Source organism: Devosia alba, from assembly GCF_039938915.1.
Taxonomy (GTDB): Bacteria; Pseudomonadota; Alphaproteobacteria; order Rhizobiales; family Devosiaceae; genus Devosia; species Devosia alba.
The window spans coordinates 12,438-27,157 of record NZ_JBDUUI010000007.1; the positions used below are offsets into that span (position 1 = coordinate 12,438).

General features: G+C 62.7%; 15 protein-coding genes. 10 read left to right on the top strand and 5 right to left on the bottom strand.

The genetic code is table 11. From position 1 onward, the window contains the following. Positions 1–63: 63 nt before the first annotated feature. Entirely contained in the window at positions 64–630 is a 567-nt protein-coding gene (locus tag ABFY71_RS11490) for a LabA-like NYN domain-containing protein (RefSeq protein WP_347946126.1), read from the bottom strand. A 227-nt stretch (positions 631–857) separates the two neighbouring features. Between ABFY71_RS11490 and rpoZ the strand changes: the two genes are divergently transcribed. The 10 genes from rpoZ (at position 858) to ABFY71_RS11540 (ending at position 11,179) form a co-directional block, all read left to right on the top strand. Next, a complete protein-coding gene (gene rpoZ / locus ABFY71_RS11495; protein WP_305582582.1) occupies positions 858–1,226 on the top strand; it encodes a DNA-directed RNA polymerase subunit omega in 369 nt (122 codons plus the stop codon). A gap of 252 nt (positions 1,227–1,478) precedes the next feature. Beyond that, on the top strand, positions 1,479–3,764 hold the full coding sequence (locus ABFY71_RS11500) for a RelA/SpoT family protein (protein ID WP_347946127.1): 2,286 nt from the start codon (positions 1,479–1,481) through the stop codon (positions 3,762–3,764). Further along, positions 3,751–4,344 (top strand): orotate phosphoribosyltransferase, encoded by a 594-nt coding sequence (pyrE, locus tag ABFY71_RS11505; RefSeq protein ID WP_305580472.1) that lies wholly within the window; start codon positions 3,751–3,753, stop codon positions 4,342–4,344. Before ABFY71_RS11500 ends, pyrE begins: the two co-directional genes overlap by 14 nt. A 76-nt stretch (positions 4,345–4,420) precedes the next feature. Further along, positions 4,421–4,840 (top strand): holo-ACP synthase, encoded by a 420-nt coding sequence (gene acpS / locus ABFY71_RS11510; RefSeq protein ID WP_305580470.1) that lies wholly within the window; start codon positions 4,421–4,423, stop codon positions 4,838–4,840. 30 nt (positions 4,841–4,870) lie between these two features. Beyond that, the gene (lepB, locus tag ABFY71_RS11515) at positions 4,871–5,665 is read left to right on the top strand and encodes a signal peptidase I (RefSeq protein ID WP_347946129.1); all 795 of its coding nucleotides are present in this window, start codon (positions 4,871–4,873) and stop codon (positions 5,663–5,665) included. Further along, positions 5,662–6,369: a ribonuclease III gene (gene rnc, locus ABFY71_RS11520; protein ID WP_305580466.1), complete on the top strand. Its 708-nt coding sequence runs from the start codon at positions 5,662–5,664 to the stop codon at positions 6,367–6,369. Before lepB ends, rnc begins: the two co-directional genes overlap by 4 nt. Beyond that, positions 6,366–7,289, top strand: a complete 924-nt coding sequence (era, locus tag ABFY71_RS11525; RefSeq protein WP_347946130.1) for a GTPase Era — start codon at positions 6,366–6,368, stop codon at positions 7,287–7,289. The genes rnc and era overlap by 4 nt, the downstream gene beginning before the upstream one ends. Positions 7,290–7,456: 167 nt before the next feature. Then, positions 7,457–8,164: a DNA repair protein RecO gene (gene recO / locus ABFY71_RS11530; RefSeq protein ID WP_347946131.1), complete on the top strand. Its 708-nt coding sequence runs from the start codon at positions 7,457–7,459 to the stop codon at positions 8,162–8,164. 436 nt (positions 8,165–8,600) lie between these two features. Continuing rightward, on the top strand, positions 8,601–10,871 hold the full coding sequence (parC, locus tag ABFY71_RS11535) for a DNA topoisomerase IV subunit A (RefSeq protein ID WP_347946132.1): 2,271 nt from the start codon (positions 8,601–8,603) through the stop codon (positions 10,869–10,871). Beyond that, entirely contained in the window at positions 10,868–11,179 is a 312-nt protein-coding gene (locus tag ABFY71_RS11540) for a Dabb family protein (RefSeq protein ID WP_347946133.1), read from the top strand. The genes parC and ABFY71_RS11540 overlap by 4 nt, the downstream gene beginning before the upstream one ends. Before the next feature lie 20 nt (positions 11,180–11,199). Here the strand turns inward: ABFY71_RS11540 and ABFY71_RS11545 are convergent, their stop codons facing one another. The 4 genes from ABFY71_RS11545 to hemB all read right to left on the bottom strand — a co-directional run bounded on the left by ABFY71_RS11545 (position 11,200) and on the right by hemB (position 14,642). Next, positions 11,200–12,189: an endonuclease/exonuclease/phosphatase family protein gene (locus ABFY71_RS11545; RefSeq protein ID WP_347946134.1), complete on the bottom strand. Its 990-nt coding sequence runs from the start codon at positions 12,187–12,189 to the stop codon at positions 11,200–11,202. Between the two features lie 64 nt (positions 12,190–12,253). Then, positions 12,254–12,982, bottom strand: coding sequence for an arginyltransferase (locus ABFY71_RS11550; RefSeq protein ID WP_347946135.1), 729 nt, complete (start codon positions 12,980–12,982; stop codon positions 12,254–12,256). A gap of 59 nt (positions 12,983–13,041) precedes the next feature. Then, positions 13,042–13,569, bottom strand: coding sequence for an RDD family protein (locus tag ABFY71_RS11555; RefSeq protein WP_347946137.1), 528 nt, complete (start codon positions 13,567–13,569; stop codon positions 13,042–13,044). Positions 13,570–13,628: 59 nt separating this feature from the next. Then, a complete protein-coding gene (gene hemB, locus ABFY71_RS11560; RefSeq protein ID WP_347946139.1) occupies positions 13,629–14,642 on the bottom strand; it encodes a porphobilinogen synthase in 1,014 nt (337 codons plus the stop codon). Positions 14,643–14,720 lie beyond the last annotated feature (78 nt).

Consider the following 14,720-nt stretch of genomic DNA (forward strand, 5'->3'; position numbering starts at 1 on the left):
GCTGCGGTTACCCTGTTCCCCAACACCACATTTCCGGGCCTGTCGAAGGCCGAAAGCGTCGCGCTATTGTTCAGCTATGGGCGGTGTAACCGGCCGCGTGGCCGGCGGACGGCCAACGGCCTTGGCCAGATCGGCAACGTCCATGAAGAAATCGGCCTGGCGCCGCAGATCATCCGAAATCATCGGGGTTGAGGTTGTCAGCGTCGATACCACGGTGACGCGCTTGCCCATGCGCTGCAGCGCCGCCACCAGTGCGGTGAAATCGCCGTCGCCGGAAAACAGCACCATGTGATCATAATGGGGAGCCAGTTCGAGCGCGTCGACGCACAGCTCGATATCCATATTGCCCTTGATCTTGCGCCGACCGGTAACGTCGGTGAATTCCCTGGCCGGCTTGGTAATCACGGTAAAGCCGTTATAGTCCAGCCAGTCGATCAAGGGGCGAATTGAGGAATATTCCTGATCTTCCACCAGCGCGGTGTAGTAGTTGGCGCGCAACAGATAGGCCTTGGCCTTGAATTCGGCGAGCAGCCGTCGATAGTCGATGTCGATCCCGATCGCCTTCGATGTCGCGTATAAATTGGCGCCATCGATGAACAGGACGATTTTCTCGCGTGCGTCGATGGTCATTTTGAAGCTCTCAATCAGGATCCCCACAAGCCGGATCTCTTGCGCCAAGGAGGATCTGCTTAAATTCCACCGGAGCATTAAGGTGGTGCTGATGCCAGATATTCCAGCCTCTGACAAGATAAAATGCACAATTGTGACCGTTTGGCGGTGGGGCGGCAGGCTATCCTTGTGCCCAGGCACTTGCTCGTGTATGGGAGGCGCCTATTCCATAAATTTTGGAGACGTCCGTGGCCCGCGTCACCGTTGAAGACTGCATTGAAAAGATCGAGAACCGCTTTGATCTCGTTCTGATGGCTGCGCATCGTGCGCGCATGATTTCGTCGGGTGCCCAGATCACCGTCCCGCGCGACAATGACAAGAACCCCGTGGTGGCGCTGCGCGAAATCGGCGACGGCACGATCTCGGCTGAAGATCTTCGTGAAGATCTGATCCATTCGCTGCAGAAATATGTCGAAGTCGATGAGCCTGAGAGCCACGCTGCGCCACAGATCGAAAGCGCTGGCGACGACGATTCGATGAGCTTCGACACCATGAGCGAAGATGAACTGCTGCGTGGCATCGAAAGCCTGGCGCCCCCAGAGCGTCGCGACGACTAGACATCGTCCCGTAAGGGCAAATCGCGCCAGTGGCGCGATTTGAGATCACTGGGCCATGCGAGCGACGCTCGAATGGCCCAGGTGACCAGCAGGCACGATATTTTCAACACCCTCGGCCGCCAGCCGGGGGTGTTTCGTTACCGGGGCAGGGCAGTGGGCTGGTGCCGCCCCCCGCACATACTTCGCCGCTCCCACCTTTCCCATTTGCTTTCAACGCGCTAAGTTCAACCCTCCTAGCGAGCACCCGATTTCATGATGCGCCAGTACGAGCTTGTTGAACGCGTTCAGGCCTATAACCCGAACGTCGACGAGCAGTTGTTGAACAAGGCCTATGTGTACGCCATGCAAAAGCATGGCTCGCAGAAGCGCGCTTCCGGCGACCCCTATTTCAACCATCCGCTCGAAGTTGCGGCCATTCTCACCGAGCTCAAGCTCGATGATGCCTCCATCGTCGTCGGCCTGCTGCACGACACCATTGAGGACACCGACGCCACCCGGGCCGAGATCGATCACCTGTTCGGGGCCGAAATTGGTGCCATCGTTGATGGCCTGACCAAGATCGAGCGTCTCAATCTGGTCTCGCGCGAAGAAGCCCAGGCGGAAAACCTGCGCAAATTGCTGCTAGCGATCAGCCAGGATGTGCGGGTGCTGCTGGTCAAGCTCGCCGACCGCCTGCACAATATGCGCACCCTGCAATACATGCCGCCCGAAAAACGGACGCGCATCGCCCAGGAAACCATGGATATCTACGCGCCCCTGGCGGGCCGCATGGGTATGCAGGACATGCGCAGCGAGCTGGAGGACATTTCCTTCAGGATCCTGCAGCCCGAGCATTATCAGGCCATTGTCACCCGGCTCGATGAGATGCAGGCCGCCTATAGCGAGACCATTGCCACCATTTCTGCCGAACTGAGCGATCGCCTGCTGGCCGAAGGCATCCACGCGCGGGTCAAGGCGCGGGTGAAGTCGCCCTTCTCGATCTTCAACAAGATCGAACGCAAATCAATTGCCCTTGAACAGCTCTCCGACATTATCGGTTTCCGGGTGATCGTCGGCTCGATTGACGAGTGCTACCATACCCTTGGCGTGGTCCACACCAAGTGGAAAGTGGTGCCGGGCCGGTTCAAGGACTATATCTCGGTCCCCAAGCACAATGACTACCAGTCCATCCACACCACCATTGTCGGCCCCGGTCGCCAGCGGGCGGAACTGCAGATCCGCACCGAGGAAATGGACCGGGTGGCCGAATTCGGCATCGCCGCGCATGCCCTCTACAAGGATGGTGCCTCGGCCGATCTCAGCCGCATCGAAAACGAATCCCAGGCCTATGGCTCGCTGCGCTCGACTATCGCCCACCTGACTGCGGGCAGCTCCACCGAGGATTTCCTCGAATACACCAAGCTTGAGCTGTTTCAGGATCAGGTGTTCTGCTTCACCCCCCGCGGGCGGCTGATTGCCCTGCCGCGCGGCGCCACGCCGATCGACTTTGCCTATGCGCTGCACACCGATATTGGTGACACCACGGTGGGCGCCAAGATCAACGGTGCCATTCTGCCGCTGGTGACCCAGTTGCGCAGTGGCGACGAAGTCGAGATCATCCGCGACCAGAACCACATGCCGCCGATGAACTGGCTGGGCATTGCCGCCACCGGCAAGGCCCGCGCCGCCATCCGGCGCGCCGTGCGGCAGGCCGCCACCCAGCGGGCCTTCTCCCTGGGTGAGCATATTCTCAACATGATGCTGGAGCGCGAAGGCGTCATGCTCGACGATACCGAGGCCGCGAGCCTGGCCGAGGCGCTGGGCATGGCCAACCGCCGTGACCTGCTGATCGCCGTGGGTGAGGGCAAGGTCGGTTCCGAACCGCTGGCCACCGAACTGGCCGCCATCAAGGGCCTGCGCAAGCGCCGCCGCAAGCTCGACCTGCCGGTGGCCGACACTGCCGATGGCTGGTTCGCGCTGCGCTCCACCGATCTGTTCCGCTTCCGCGTGCCGGGTGGCCAGCGCTCAGGGCCCAATGCCAAGGCGGCGCTGGCCCAGCTCGATTTCCAGATGGGCGTCCTGGTCTCCAATGAGGGCGTCGTCCCCGGTGACCGGCTGGTGGGTATTCTCCAGCCCGACAAGCCGCTCGAGATCTATCCCATCCATTCCGATGCGCTGATCAACCTGCATGACAGCGACGTCGCCTGGCTTGACGTGCGCTGGAACCTGGCGGGGCGGGAGGATCGTGCCTATGCCGTGGTGGTGTCGATGGAATCGGTCAACAAGCCCGGCTCGCTCGCCCAGATTTCTGCCGCCATCGCTGCCTGTGACGCCAATATCAACAATCTGGTGATGCGGATGATTTCGCCCGACTTTCACCAGATGATCTTCGAAATCGAGGTGCGCGACCTTGCGCAACTGACCGATGTTCTGGCAACGCTGAAGCGCAGCCCCGGCCTGAGTGCCGTGCAGCGCGCCGGTATCCGCGAAGCGTCGATGATTTCCACGCTCGAATGGGACGGCCAGGTCGACAAGAGGTTTATTGATGACGAAAGATGACGTGCTGGCCATTTTCCGCGCCTGTGGCGCCTTGCTCGAGGGACATTTCATCCTGTCCTCGGGCCTGCGCTCGCCACTGTTCCTGCAAAAGGCCAGGGTGTTCCAATACCCCGCCGAGACCGAAAAGCTCTGCAAGGCGCTGGCCGAAAAGATCCACGCCGACGGTTTTGGCGCGGTGACCAAGGTGGTGTCGCCAGCCATTGGCGGCATCATCCCGGGCTATGAAACCGCCCGCCAGCTGGGCGTGCCGGCGCTTTACACTGAACGCGTCGATGGGCAGTTCGAACTGCGCCGCGGCTTTGAAATCGCGCCGGGTGACCAGGTCATCGTCGTCGAAGACATTGTCTCCACCGGCCTGTCCATTCGCGAATGCGTCGCCGCCCTGCAGGCCATCGGCGCCAATGTGATTGCCGCCGCCTGCCTGATCGACCGCTCCGCCGGGGAAGCCGATGTCGGCGTGCCGCTGGTTAGCCTGATCGAGTTCAAGGTGCCGGCCTATCCCGCCGACCAATTGCCGCCCGAACTGGCCGCCATCCCGCCCGTCAAGCCGGGCAGTCGCGGCATCCAGGGTGTGAAGTGAGTTCTTGCCCGGACACCCCCACCCCCTCTCAGGGGGAGGCCAGGTGGGGGTGCCTCCCCGCACGCGGAGCATTGCCATGATCATCGGCCTCGGCTCGGACCTGATCGAAATCCACCGCGTTGCCGCGGTGCTGGACCGCTATGGCGAGCGCTTCACCCAGCGCTGCTTTACCGAGATCGAGCAGCGCAAATCCGATCGCCGCGCCCAGCGAGCTGCCTCCTATGCCAAGCGCTTCGCCGCCAAGGAAGCCTGTTCCAAGGCGCTGGGCACCGGCCTTAGTTTCGGCGTCTATTGGCGCGACATGGGCGTGGTCAACCTGCCGTCGGGCAAACCGACCATGCTGTTGAGCAATGGCGCCGCCAAAGCACTGGATCGCCTTGTTCCGCCAGGCCATTGGCCCCACATACACCTGACCATCACCGACGATGCCGGGTTGGCCCAGGCTTTCGTCATCATCGAGGCGCTGCCGATTGACCCGGCTACCGCAACGGAATAACGCTGCCGCGTCAGCAAACCGGGGAATTCCATGAGCCAGCCTGTCGATAAGCCCGCCGGCAAGTCCGCGACCAATGAATGGGTTGAAACCTTCGTTGTCGTGGTTGAGGCACTGCTGATTGCCATCGTGCTGCGTTCGTTCCTCTATCAGCCCTTCTCGATCCCCACGGCCTCCATGCAGCAGACGCTGATGATCGGCGACTATTTCGTCGCCAATAAATTCGTCTGGGGCTACGGCAAGCACTCCTTCTCGCTCGGCCGTTACGGCAATTTCACCGCGCTGGACTTCGAGCTGCCGATCGCCAGCCGCATTCTGGGCCGTGACCCCAATCGGGGCGACATTGCCGTGTTCCGCCCGGTGCCGCAGAACATGGAATATATCAAGCGCGTCGTTGGCCTGCCCGGCGACAGCATCCAGGTCAGGGATGGGCGCCTCTACATCAACGACGTCATGGTCGAGCGCGAAGAGATCGGCACGGCCCAGGATACCGACAGCAATGGCCAGACCGTGCCGGTCACGGTCTATCGCGAAACCTTCCCCGAAGGCACCACCCACACCATTCAGGAAATCTCCGACAACGGCCCGCTCGACAACACCCCGGTCTATGTCGTGCCCGCCGGCCACTATTTCATGATGGGCGACAACCGCGACCGCTCCGCCGATAGCCGCGTGCTCAGCCAGGTTGGCTATGTCCCCGCCATCAATCTGATCGCCAAGGCCGAAGCGCGCTTCTTCTCCATCACCGACAATATTCCGCCCTGGCAGATCTGGCAGTGGCCAGCCAATGTGCGCTGGGATCGCATGTTCCAGCCCATCGATAGATGAGTCCCAAAGCGCGCAATCACGACAAGCTGCAGTTTCGGCTGGGCTATCGCTTCGCCGATCCGGACCTGCTGGATCGCGCGCTGACCCATTCCAGTGCGGTCTCGCCCGCCCGGCGTATCGAGCGCTCCTATCAGCGCCTCGAATTCCTCGGCGATCGCGTGCTCGGCCTGGTGGTGGCCGACATGCTGTATCGCCGCTACCCCAAGGCCAATGAGGGCGAACTCAGCCGCACCCTCAACACCCTGGTGCGCAAGGAAACTTGCGCCATCATCGCCCGCACGCTTGGCCTGGGCGGCGAACTCAATCTGGGTGAAAGCGAAGCGCGCACCGGCGGCGCCGAAAAGGAAGCCATTCTCGGCGACGTCACCGAATCCATCATTGGCGCGATTTACTGCGACGGCGGCATGGGCAAGGCCTATGAATTCGTCGAGCGGATGTTTGAAGAGTTTCTCGCCGACGGCCAGGCCAACAAGGCCGACGCCAAGACCACCTTGCAGGAATGGGCCCAGGCCCGCGGCCTCGAACCCCCCACCTATGTTCAGGTGGCCCGCACCGGCCCTGATCATGCCCCCGAATTCACCATTGCCATTGCCCTGGGCGATTTCGAACAGTTGAGCGCTACCGGCCCCTCCAAGAGGATCGCCGAACACAAGGCCGCAGAACTGTTCCTGATGCACCACAAGGTATGGAAGGAAGCCCCATGAACACACCCACCGAACTCACCGACACCTCTTGCGGCTTCATCGCGCTGGTTGGCGCGCCCAATGCCGGCAAGTCGACTTTGCTCAATTCCCTGGTTGGCACCAAGGTGTCCATCGTCACCCACAAGGCGCAGACCACCCGCAGCCAGGTGCGCGGTGTCGTCACCCAGGACAAGGCCCAGCTGATCTTCATCGACACGCCGGGCATTTTTGCTCCCAAGCGCCGGCTCGACCGCGCCATGGTGCAGAGTGCCTGGGGCGGGGCCGGCGATGCCGATATCGTCGGCTTCATCATTGATGCCGAGCGCGGCATCACCCCCGACATCGAGCCCATGCTCGAAGGCCTGGCCCAGCTCAAGCACCCCAAGATCCTGATCCTGAACAAGATCGACACCATCAAGAACGAGGCGCTGCTCGCCCTGTCGCAGACGCTCAATGAGAAGCTGCGCTTTGAGGCCACCTTCATGATCTCGGCGCTCAAGGGCTACGGCGTGGCCGATCTGATGGATTGGTGCATCAAGCACATCCCGCCCGGTCCCTGGCATTTCCCCGAGGATCACCTCACCGATCTGACCATGGCCATCACGGCAGCCGAAATCACCCGCGAGAAGCTGTTTCTGCGCGTGCATGACGAAATTCCCTACAATTGCACGGTGGAAACCGAGAGCTTCAAGATCCAGCCCAACGGCTCCTACAAGATCGACCAGGTGGTCTATGTCACGCGCGACAGCCACAAGAAGATCGTGCTGGGCGCCGGCGGCCAGACCATCAAGGCCATCGGCCAGGAAGCCCGCAAGGAACTGATGGAAATGTACGATGTGCCCATCCATCTGTTCCTGTTCGTCAAGGTCCGCGAAAAGTGGGGCGACGACCCCGAGCGCTACCGCGAAATGGGGCTGGAATACCCGCATGGGAAGGACTGAGAGCCACCTCTTCCCCTCTCCCCTTGAGGGAGAGGGTGGTTTTCCGTGTCCAGCGGAAAACCGGGTGAGGGGTACTGCGCGTGCCCATGCCCTAGCCGAAGTAAGAGACCCCTCATCCGGCCTTCGGCCACCTTCTCCCTCAAGGGGAGAAGGGTGGGCTCAGTGACATGGAATGGACCGGTGAAGCCCTGCTGATCGGCGTGCGCCGCCACGGCGAGAGCAGCGTCATTGCCGAGGCCATGGTGGCCGGGCGGGGGCGTTGCCTGGGCCTGGTGCGCGGTGGCCGTTCCACGCGCCTGGCCCCGGTGCTGCAGCCGGGCAATACCGTCCAGCTCACCTGGCGCGCTCGCCTCGAGGATCAGCTCGGCCAGTTCATCGTCGAATTGTTGCAGGCCCGGGCCGCCGAACTGATCATTGATCGCCCGCGCCTCTATCTCAGCCAGCTGGTCTGCGAACATCTGCGCCTGCTGCCCGAGCGCGACCCGCATGATCGCCTGCTCGGCATGGCCCTGCGCCTGATCGACAGCCCGCCCGATGGCGTCGCCTTGGTCCAGTTCGAACTGGCCGTGCTAGACGACCTCGGCTTCGGCCTCGATCTCAGCCAATGTGCGGTGACCGGCACGACCGACGACCTGACCCACGTCTCGCCCAAATCGGGAAGGGCGGTCTCGCGCGCCGCGGCGGCGCCCTATCTCGATCGCCTGCTGCCGCTGCCCAGCTTCCTCACCACCCGCGGCAATGCCAGCCCGCACGACATTGCCGATGCGCTCCATCTCACCAGCCACTTCCTGCAAAGCCGCGTCTTCGGCCCGCGTGAGCTCGCCCTTTCGGCCACCCGCGACGCCCTGGTCGCGGCGCTGACGCAGGAGCACTGATCTGCCGGGCCATTGTGGTGCCCCCTGAGGTCCCAAGGTTGTTCAGGCCTGGCATTGTTCTGTTCCGCTTATCCCCCTCTGTTCTGGCTATGGCACAATGCACCCATCACCCCACGCGGCGGCCTGCAGGCGAACAGTGGTGGGGTGGGCCGGGTGGAGGTTTTGCCTCTTCCACAGGTTCCGAGACGGCCGTGCGGGGGCGAGCGATCTCCGTGCCGCCGAACAGTTCCAAAAACCGGCGCCCCGAGGCGGCTTCCGTCTCATTTTTTAAATTTACCAGGGGCGATTGCCGCTTCGGGGTCCGCCTATCCATGAAAACCGCATTCAGGCGGCGTTTTGGCACGCCCAAACCCGTGCAAAACCGGGCGTCTGCGCCCACAAGCCGTCGCCAGCCGCTATAGTGATTTCCTGATTCGTTCTGCTGGAATGCTTGCCAATGGCCGACACCGATACCCTGCCACCTGCCGACGACCAGCGCGTCGTCGACCTCAAGCAGGCGCTTGAGGAGCGGTACCTCTCCTACGCCCTGTCCACCATCACCCAGCGGGCGTTGCCCGATGCGCGCGATGGCCTCAAGCCGGTGCACCGCCGCATCATCCACGCCATGCGCCTGCTCAAGCTCGATCCGGGCCAGGGCTACAAGAAGTCAGCCCGTATCGTCGGCGACGTGATCGGTAAGTTCCATCCCCATGGCGACCAGTCGATCTATGACGCCCTGGTCCGCCTGGCCCAGGATTTCGCGCTGCGCTACCCGCTGGTCGATGGACAGGGCAATTTCGGCAATATCGACGGCGATAACGCTGCGGCCATGCGCTACACCGAAAGCCGCATGACCGATGTGGCGATGCGCCTGCTCGAGGGCATCACCGAAGACGCCATCGATTTCAAGGCGACCTATGACGGCGAAGACGAAGAGCCCGTCGTCCTGCCCTCCAATTTTCCCAACCTCCTGGCCAATGGCTCCACCGGCATCGCCGTGGGCATGGCGACCTCGGTGCCGCCGCACAATGTCTATGAATTGTGCGAGGCCGCGCTCCATCTTATCAACGTCAATCCAGAGGCTTCGGCCCAGGACCTGACTCAATATGTGAAGGGCCCCGATTTCCCCACCGGTGGCATTTTGGTGGAATCGGCATCCTCCATCGCCCATTCCTACGCCACCGGCCGCGGCTCGTTCCGCCTGCGGGCCAAGTGGGAAATCGAGGAAACCGGGCGTGGCTCCTACCTGATCGTCGTCACCGAAATTCCCTATGGCATCCAGAAATCGCGGCTGGTCGAAAAGATCGCCGAACTGCTGCTGGCCAAAAAGCTGCCCTTGCTCAAGGACGTACGCGACGAAAGCTCGGACGATATCCGGCTGGTTCTTGAGCCGCGCGCCCGCACCGTCGATGCGGTGATCCTGATGGAGCATCTGTTCAAGGTCAGCGATCTCGAAACCCGCTTCCCGCTCAATCTGAACGTGCTTGATCGCGGCACGGCCCCCAAGGTGATGAGTCTGCCCCAGGCGCTCAAGGCCTGGCTGGAGCATCGCAAGGAAGTGCTGGTCCGGCGCTCCAATCACCGGCTGGCCCAGATTGCCCATCGGCTTGAGGTGCTGGGCGGCTACATCATTGCCTATCTCAACCTCGATGAGGTGATCCGCATCATCCGTGAGGAGGATGACGCCAAGGCATCGCTGATGGCCACCTTCGAGCTCAGCGATGTGCAGGCCGAAGCCATTCTCAACATGCGGCTGCGCTCCCTGCGCAAGCTCGAGGAAATCGAGCTGCGCAAGGAACATGACAATCTGACCCGGGAGCAGGGGCAGCTTGAAGCCCTGCTGGCCTCGGAAAAGCGGCAATGGAGCTCGATCAGCAAGGAAATCGAGGCGCTGAAGAAGGCCTATCCCCTGCTGGAGGCCGATGGCACCACCCCGCATGCGCTGGGCGCCCGCCGTACCATCCTGAAGGATGCGCCCAATGCCGATCTGTCCGAGGTCACCGAAGCCTTTATCGAGCGCGAACCGATCACCGTCATTCTCTCCGAAAAGGGCTGGATCCGCGCGCTCAAGGGGCATACCGACGATATCGACGAGAGGGGCTTCAAGGCGGGCGACCGGCTGAAACAGGCGATCAAGTGCGAGACCACCGACAAGCTGCTGATGCTGACCACCGGCGGCAAGGTCTACACCCTGGGCGGCGACAAGCTGCCGGGTGGCCGCGGGCAGGGTGAGCCCGTGCGCATCATCGTCGACATCGAGGAGGGCCAGGATATCGTCGATATCTTCGTCTATCGCGCCGGCCAGAAGCGCATCATTGCCTCAACCACCGGTTACGGCTTCATCGTTTCCGAAGACGAGATGATCGCCAATACCCGCAAGGGCAAGCAGATCCTCAATGTTGCGGCGCCCGTCGAAGCGCGCCTGCTGGTCCCCGTCGAGGGCGACCGGGTGGCCATTATCGGCGAAAACCGCAAGCTGCTGGTGTTCCCGCTCAGCCAGCTGGCGGCCATGGGTCGCGGCAAGGGCGTCCGGCTGCAGCGCTACAAGGATGGCGGCGTTTCCGACATCAAGACCTTCTATGCGGCCGACGGCCTGACCTGGACCGATAGCTCGGGTCGCACCTTCACCAAGCCGATGGAAGAGCTCACCGCCTGGATTGCCGACCGCGCAACCGCCGGCCGCCAGCCCCCCAATGGCTTCCCGCGCAACAACAGGTTCACCGGATGATCCGCCACTGCGTCTTCGTCAAGTTCCGCACTGATGTCAGCGCGGCCGAGCGCGCCGATATCTACGCCGGTCTCGCCGCCCTGGTCGGCCAGATCGATGGCCTGTTGCGCGCCGATTTCGGGCCCAATATCTCGCCCGAGGGCATGGCCAAGGGCTTCAATGATGGCTTCATCATGGATCTGGCCGACGCCGCCGCCCGTGACCGCTATCTGGTCGACCCGGCGCACAAGGCCGCCGGAGCTCGCCTCGTCGCGGCGCTCGAAGGTGGCCGCGAGGGCCTGCTGGTGTTTGATCTGCAGCTCGACTGAACGGCCCTGGGCGGGGCGCGTTAGGGCACCGAAAACCTGAACACCACCGGCAGGTGATCACTCGCCGTGGGTCGCCCGAGGCCAATCTGGTGCACCACCACGCCGCCTCGTGTCATCACATGGTCCAGCGGCAGGAACGGCACCGTGTCTCGCCAGGCGCCCAGATAGTGCCAGCTCATCGGGAACGTCAGCAGGTTCATCGTCTCGCGCACCAGCCCGTTGCCCGCCACGAAGGCGCGCAAGGCATAGGACCACGGCGTCGAGTTGAAATCCCCCGCCAGGATCAGCGGCCCCTCGATCTCGTCCACCACCGCCGACAGGGCCGCAAGTTGCTCGCGTTGCCGGTCGACCGGGATGGGCCAGTCCATATGCGTGGTCAGCACCGAAAACGGCTTATCCCCGTCTGCCTGGAACCGTGCCAGAATATGCCCGGTACGGTCGGTGACATAGGCATTGCTGGGGCAGGCGCCGTCCTGCACCTGTTCAAAGGGGAGGCGTGAATACAGCCCGAGATTGGCCCTCTTGCCGCCGCGACAGCGCGTGAAGAACGGATACTCGGCCAGTAGGCGCGGATGCAGATCGGTGGCCTGCTCGCCGAAATACTCCTGCAGTACGATGATGTCGGGGTCTTCAGCCTGGATGGCGGCAGTCACCTGCGCCATCTGGTAGTTCATCCCGAACAGGTTGTGCGTCATCATGGTGATGGTGCCGCGCGCCGGTGCCGCCGGTCTGGTCTGCAGCGCGGCCGCAAATTCGGGCAGCATGACATTGGCCGAGGCGGCAAAGCCGACAAAGACATAGATCAGGGCGACGCTGCGCAGCGTGCCGCGCAGGGCCAGCGCCACGATGACCAGGCCCAGCAGCGTGGCAGGAAACAGCAGGATCTGGGCATGATTGAACAGGTCAAACAGCGGCACCAGCGATCCCAGCAGCCCGGCAATGGTCAGCGAAGCGGCCAGTATTGCCCCCGATACGAGGCAAAACCGAATGGTCTGCAGTAGCATGGGCATAGGCAATCCTGCGGGAATGGTCAGCTGTCGATCTCGGGGAACCATGTGGCCCGAAGCTGGCGCCTTAGTCGAGCAATACCCAACCCAGGGGGCCGCGCTGCACCTGCAAGGGGTGGAACTGCGCCTTGTAGGCCATTTTGGGCGAATCCTTCACCCAGTAGCCCAGATAGACATAGTCGAGTTCGGCCGACCGCACCTGGGCGATGTGGTCGAGAATCAGGAAGGTGCCCAGGCTGCGACAGGCCAGGTCGGGGTCATAGAACGAATAGACCATCGACAGGCCGTCCGGCATCATATCGGTCAGGGCCACCGCCACCAGCGGCTGATCGGGGTGATTGCGCAGGCGGTATTCGATGACGATCGACTGCACCGGGGTGTCCTCGACCATGTACTCATAGTCGACATAGCTCATCTGGGTCATGCCGCCGCCAGCGTGGCGCGATTCCAGATAGCGCTTGAACAGATCGTATTGTTCGTGGGTTGCCGCAGTGGGCCGCACCTCGATGCTCAGATCGTCATTGGCGCGCAACACCCGGCGATAGCGCTTGGAGGGGGTAAAGCCCTGCGCCACAATCCGCACCGACTGGCAGGCATTGCAGCCTTCGCAGGCGGGCCGGTAAATCAGGTTCTGGCTGCGCCGGAATCCGTTCTCGCTGAGCAGATGATGCAGATTGGCCGCGCGCCGCCCGCTCAGATGGGTGAACAGCTTCCGCTCTTGCATGCCGTCCAGATAGGGGCACGGCATGGGGGCAGTCAGAAACAGCTGGGTGGCATCGGGTGTCTGGTCAGTCATTGATGACCCTTGGGTGCGATAGGGACAGTCTACCCCTCCCTATCCCCGGCGGCAACGGTTCAATAGGCCTCGCGGGGCCCCCGGCTGCGCGCCGATTGGTCGCGCCAGTGCCGTTCCATCGGCGAGCGCCGCACCATCAGCGTGCCGGTCACCAGGTCGTGAATCATCTGCCGGCGCGGAGTGAACAGCGCGAACAGCAGCGACAGGGGCCAGGAAATCCAGGTGGTGATCCAGAATACCCCGGCATGGATGATCGCCATCCAGCCATCCAGCGGCTGCCCGCGCGTCGGCGTCAGCACGATATCCATCGCCTGCATGCCCAGCGTGGCGCGCTTGGGCGAGCCCAGTGTGGCGCCATAATACAGCACGATGGTAGCGGGCACGACGACCAGCAGAGCCAGCCAGCCCAGCCCGAAGGTCACAAAGCCGGCAATCAGCCCGACAATAGCAAACGCCGTGATCAGCAATCCCATCACCACCAGGTCGATGAGGAAGGCAAATACCCGTCGGGTCAGCAACCCCTCGAACAATTCGGGGGCGGTCTGGGGGTCGGGGATAAGGGGGCCGGCAGTTTGCGACTGGTTCATGGCCAAGAGATTGTCACACCCGTGCCCGACTGCAAGAGGCGCGGCACACAAATATGGCGCTACTTGCCCAGATCGCGCGCTATCTCCAGCGCGAAATAGCTCAGCACCCCATTGGCGCCGGCCCGCTTGAAGGCATGCAGGCTCTCCAGGATCGCCCCCTTGCGGTCAATCGCGCCGGCGGCTGCCGCCAGCTCGATCATCGCGAACTCGCCGCTCACCTGATAGGCATAGATGGGAATGTTGAAGCTGTCCTTGGCCCGGCGCACGATATCGAGATAGGGCAGGCCGGGTTTGACCATGATGCTGTCGGCGCCCTCGACAATATCCTGCTCGATCTCGCGCAACGCCTCATCGGAATTGGCATAGTCCATCTGATAGGTGCGCTTGTCGCCCCTGAGACGGCTGCCCGACCCCACGGCCTCGCGGAACGGGCCATAGAAATAGGACGCATATTTGGCCGCATAGGCCATGATCTGGGTCTGCTCGAAGCCACTGTCGTCGAGCGCGGCGCGGATCGCGGCGACCCGTCCATCCATCATGTCCGATGGCGCGATGATGTCGGCACCGGCCTTGGATTGCACCAGGGCCGATTTGATCATCACCGCGACGGTCTCATCGTTGAGGATTTCGCCATCGCGCACCAGCCCGTCCTGGCCGTCGCTGGAATATTCATCGAGCGCCACATCGGCGATCAGCCCGATCTCGGGTACCGCGCTCTTGATCGCGCTGAGCGCCCGGCACATCAGATTGTCGGGGTTATAGGCTTCCGCGCCGTTCTCGCTGCGCAACTGGTCGGGCGTATTGGGAAACAGCGCCAGCGCCGGGATACCGGCATCGCGCGCCGCCTTGGCCGCCTGCACACACAGATCGACACTCAGCCGCTCGACGCCCGGCATGGTGCGGATCTGGGTTTTCTCATTGTGCCCATCGATGACAAACAGCGGCCAGATCAGATCAGCCGGCGTCAGGGTCGTCTCGCGCACCATGGCCCGGCTCCATGCCGTCTGGCGCGTGCGACGCAGCCGCCGTCCGCCAAGAAAATCCATGTCGTGCTTCTGCCACTGCTCGGCCATCTGGGTCTCCTGTGTCAAAGAGGGGTGTAGCAGTGCCGGCCACCCGCTCCAAGCACCGGCTTGTCGCATCCCTTGCGG

What these genes read in the sequence shown, in the direction of transcription:
- ABFY71_RS11550 (WP_347946135.1), bottom strand. Translation starts at nt 12,982, where the DNA reads ATGACTGACCAGACACCCGATGCCACCCAGCTGTTTCTGACTGCCCCC.
- parC (WP_347946132.1), top strand. Translation starts at nt 8,601, where the DNA reads ATGGCCGACACCGATACCCTGCCACCTGCCGACGACCAGCGCGTCGTC.
- ABFY71_RS11490 (WP_347946126.1), bottom strand. Translation starts at nt 630, where the DNA reads ATGACCATCGACGCACGCGAGAAAATCGTCCTGTTCATCGATGGCGCC.
- rnc (WP_305580466.1), top strand. Translation starts at nt 5,662, where the DNA reads ATGAGTCCCAAAGCGCGCAATCACGACAAGCTGCAGTTTCGGCTGGGC.
- era (WP_347946130.1), top strand. Translation starts at nt 6,366, where the DNA reads ATGAACACACCCACCGAACTCACCGACACCTCTTGCGGCTTCATCGCG.
- pyrE (WP_305580472.1), top strand. Translation starts at nt 3,751, where the DNA reads ATGACGAAAGATGACGTGCTGGCCATTTTCCGCGCCTGTGGCGCCTTG.
- hemB (WP_347946139.1), bottom strand. Translation starts at nt 14,642, where the DNA reads ATGGCCGAGCAGTGGCAGAAGCACGACATGGATTTTCTTGGCGGACGG.
- acpS (WP_305580470.1), top strand. Translation starts at nt 4,421, where the DNA reads ATGATCATCGGCCTCGGCTCGGACCTGATCGAAATCCACCGCGTTGCC.
- ABFY71_RS11545 (WP_347946134.1), bottom strand. Translation starts at nt 12,189, where the DNA reads ATGCCCATGCTACTGCAGACCATTCGGTTTTGCCTCGTATCGGGGGCA.
- ABFY71_RS11540 (WP_347946133.1), top strand. Translation starts at nt 10,868, where the DNA reads ATGATCCGCCACTGCGTCTTCGTCAAGTTCCGCACTGATGTCAGCGCG.
- ABFY71_RS11555 (WP_347946137.1), bottom strand. Translation starts at nt 13,569, where the DNA reads ATGAACCAGTCGCAAACTGCCGGCCCCCTTATCCCCGACCCCCAGACC.
- lepB (WP_347946129.1), top strand. Translation starts at nt 4,871, where the DNA reads ATGAGCCAGCCTGTCGATAAGCCCGCCGGCAAGTCCGCGACCAATGAA.
- recO (WP_347946131.1), top strand. Translation starts at nt 7,457, where the DNA reads ATGGAATGGACCGGTGAAGCCCTGCTGATCGGCGTGCGCCGCCACGGC.
- ABFY71_RS11500 (WP_347946127.1), top strand. Translation starts at nt 1,479, where the DNA reads ATGATGCGCCAGTACGAGCTTGTTGAACGCGTTCAGGCCTATAACCCG.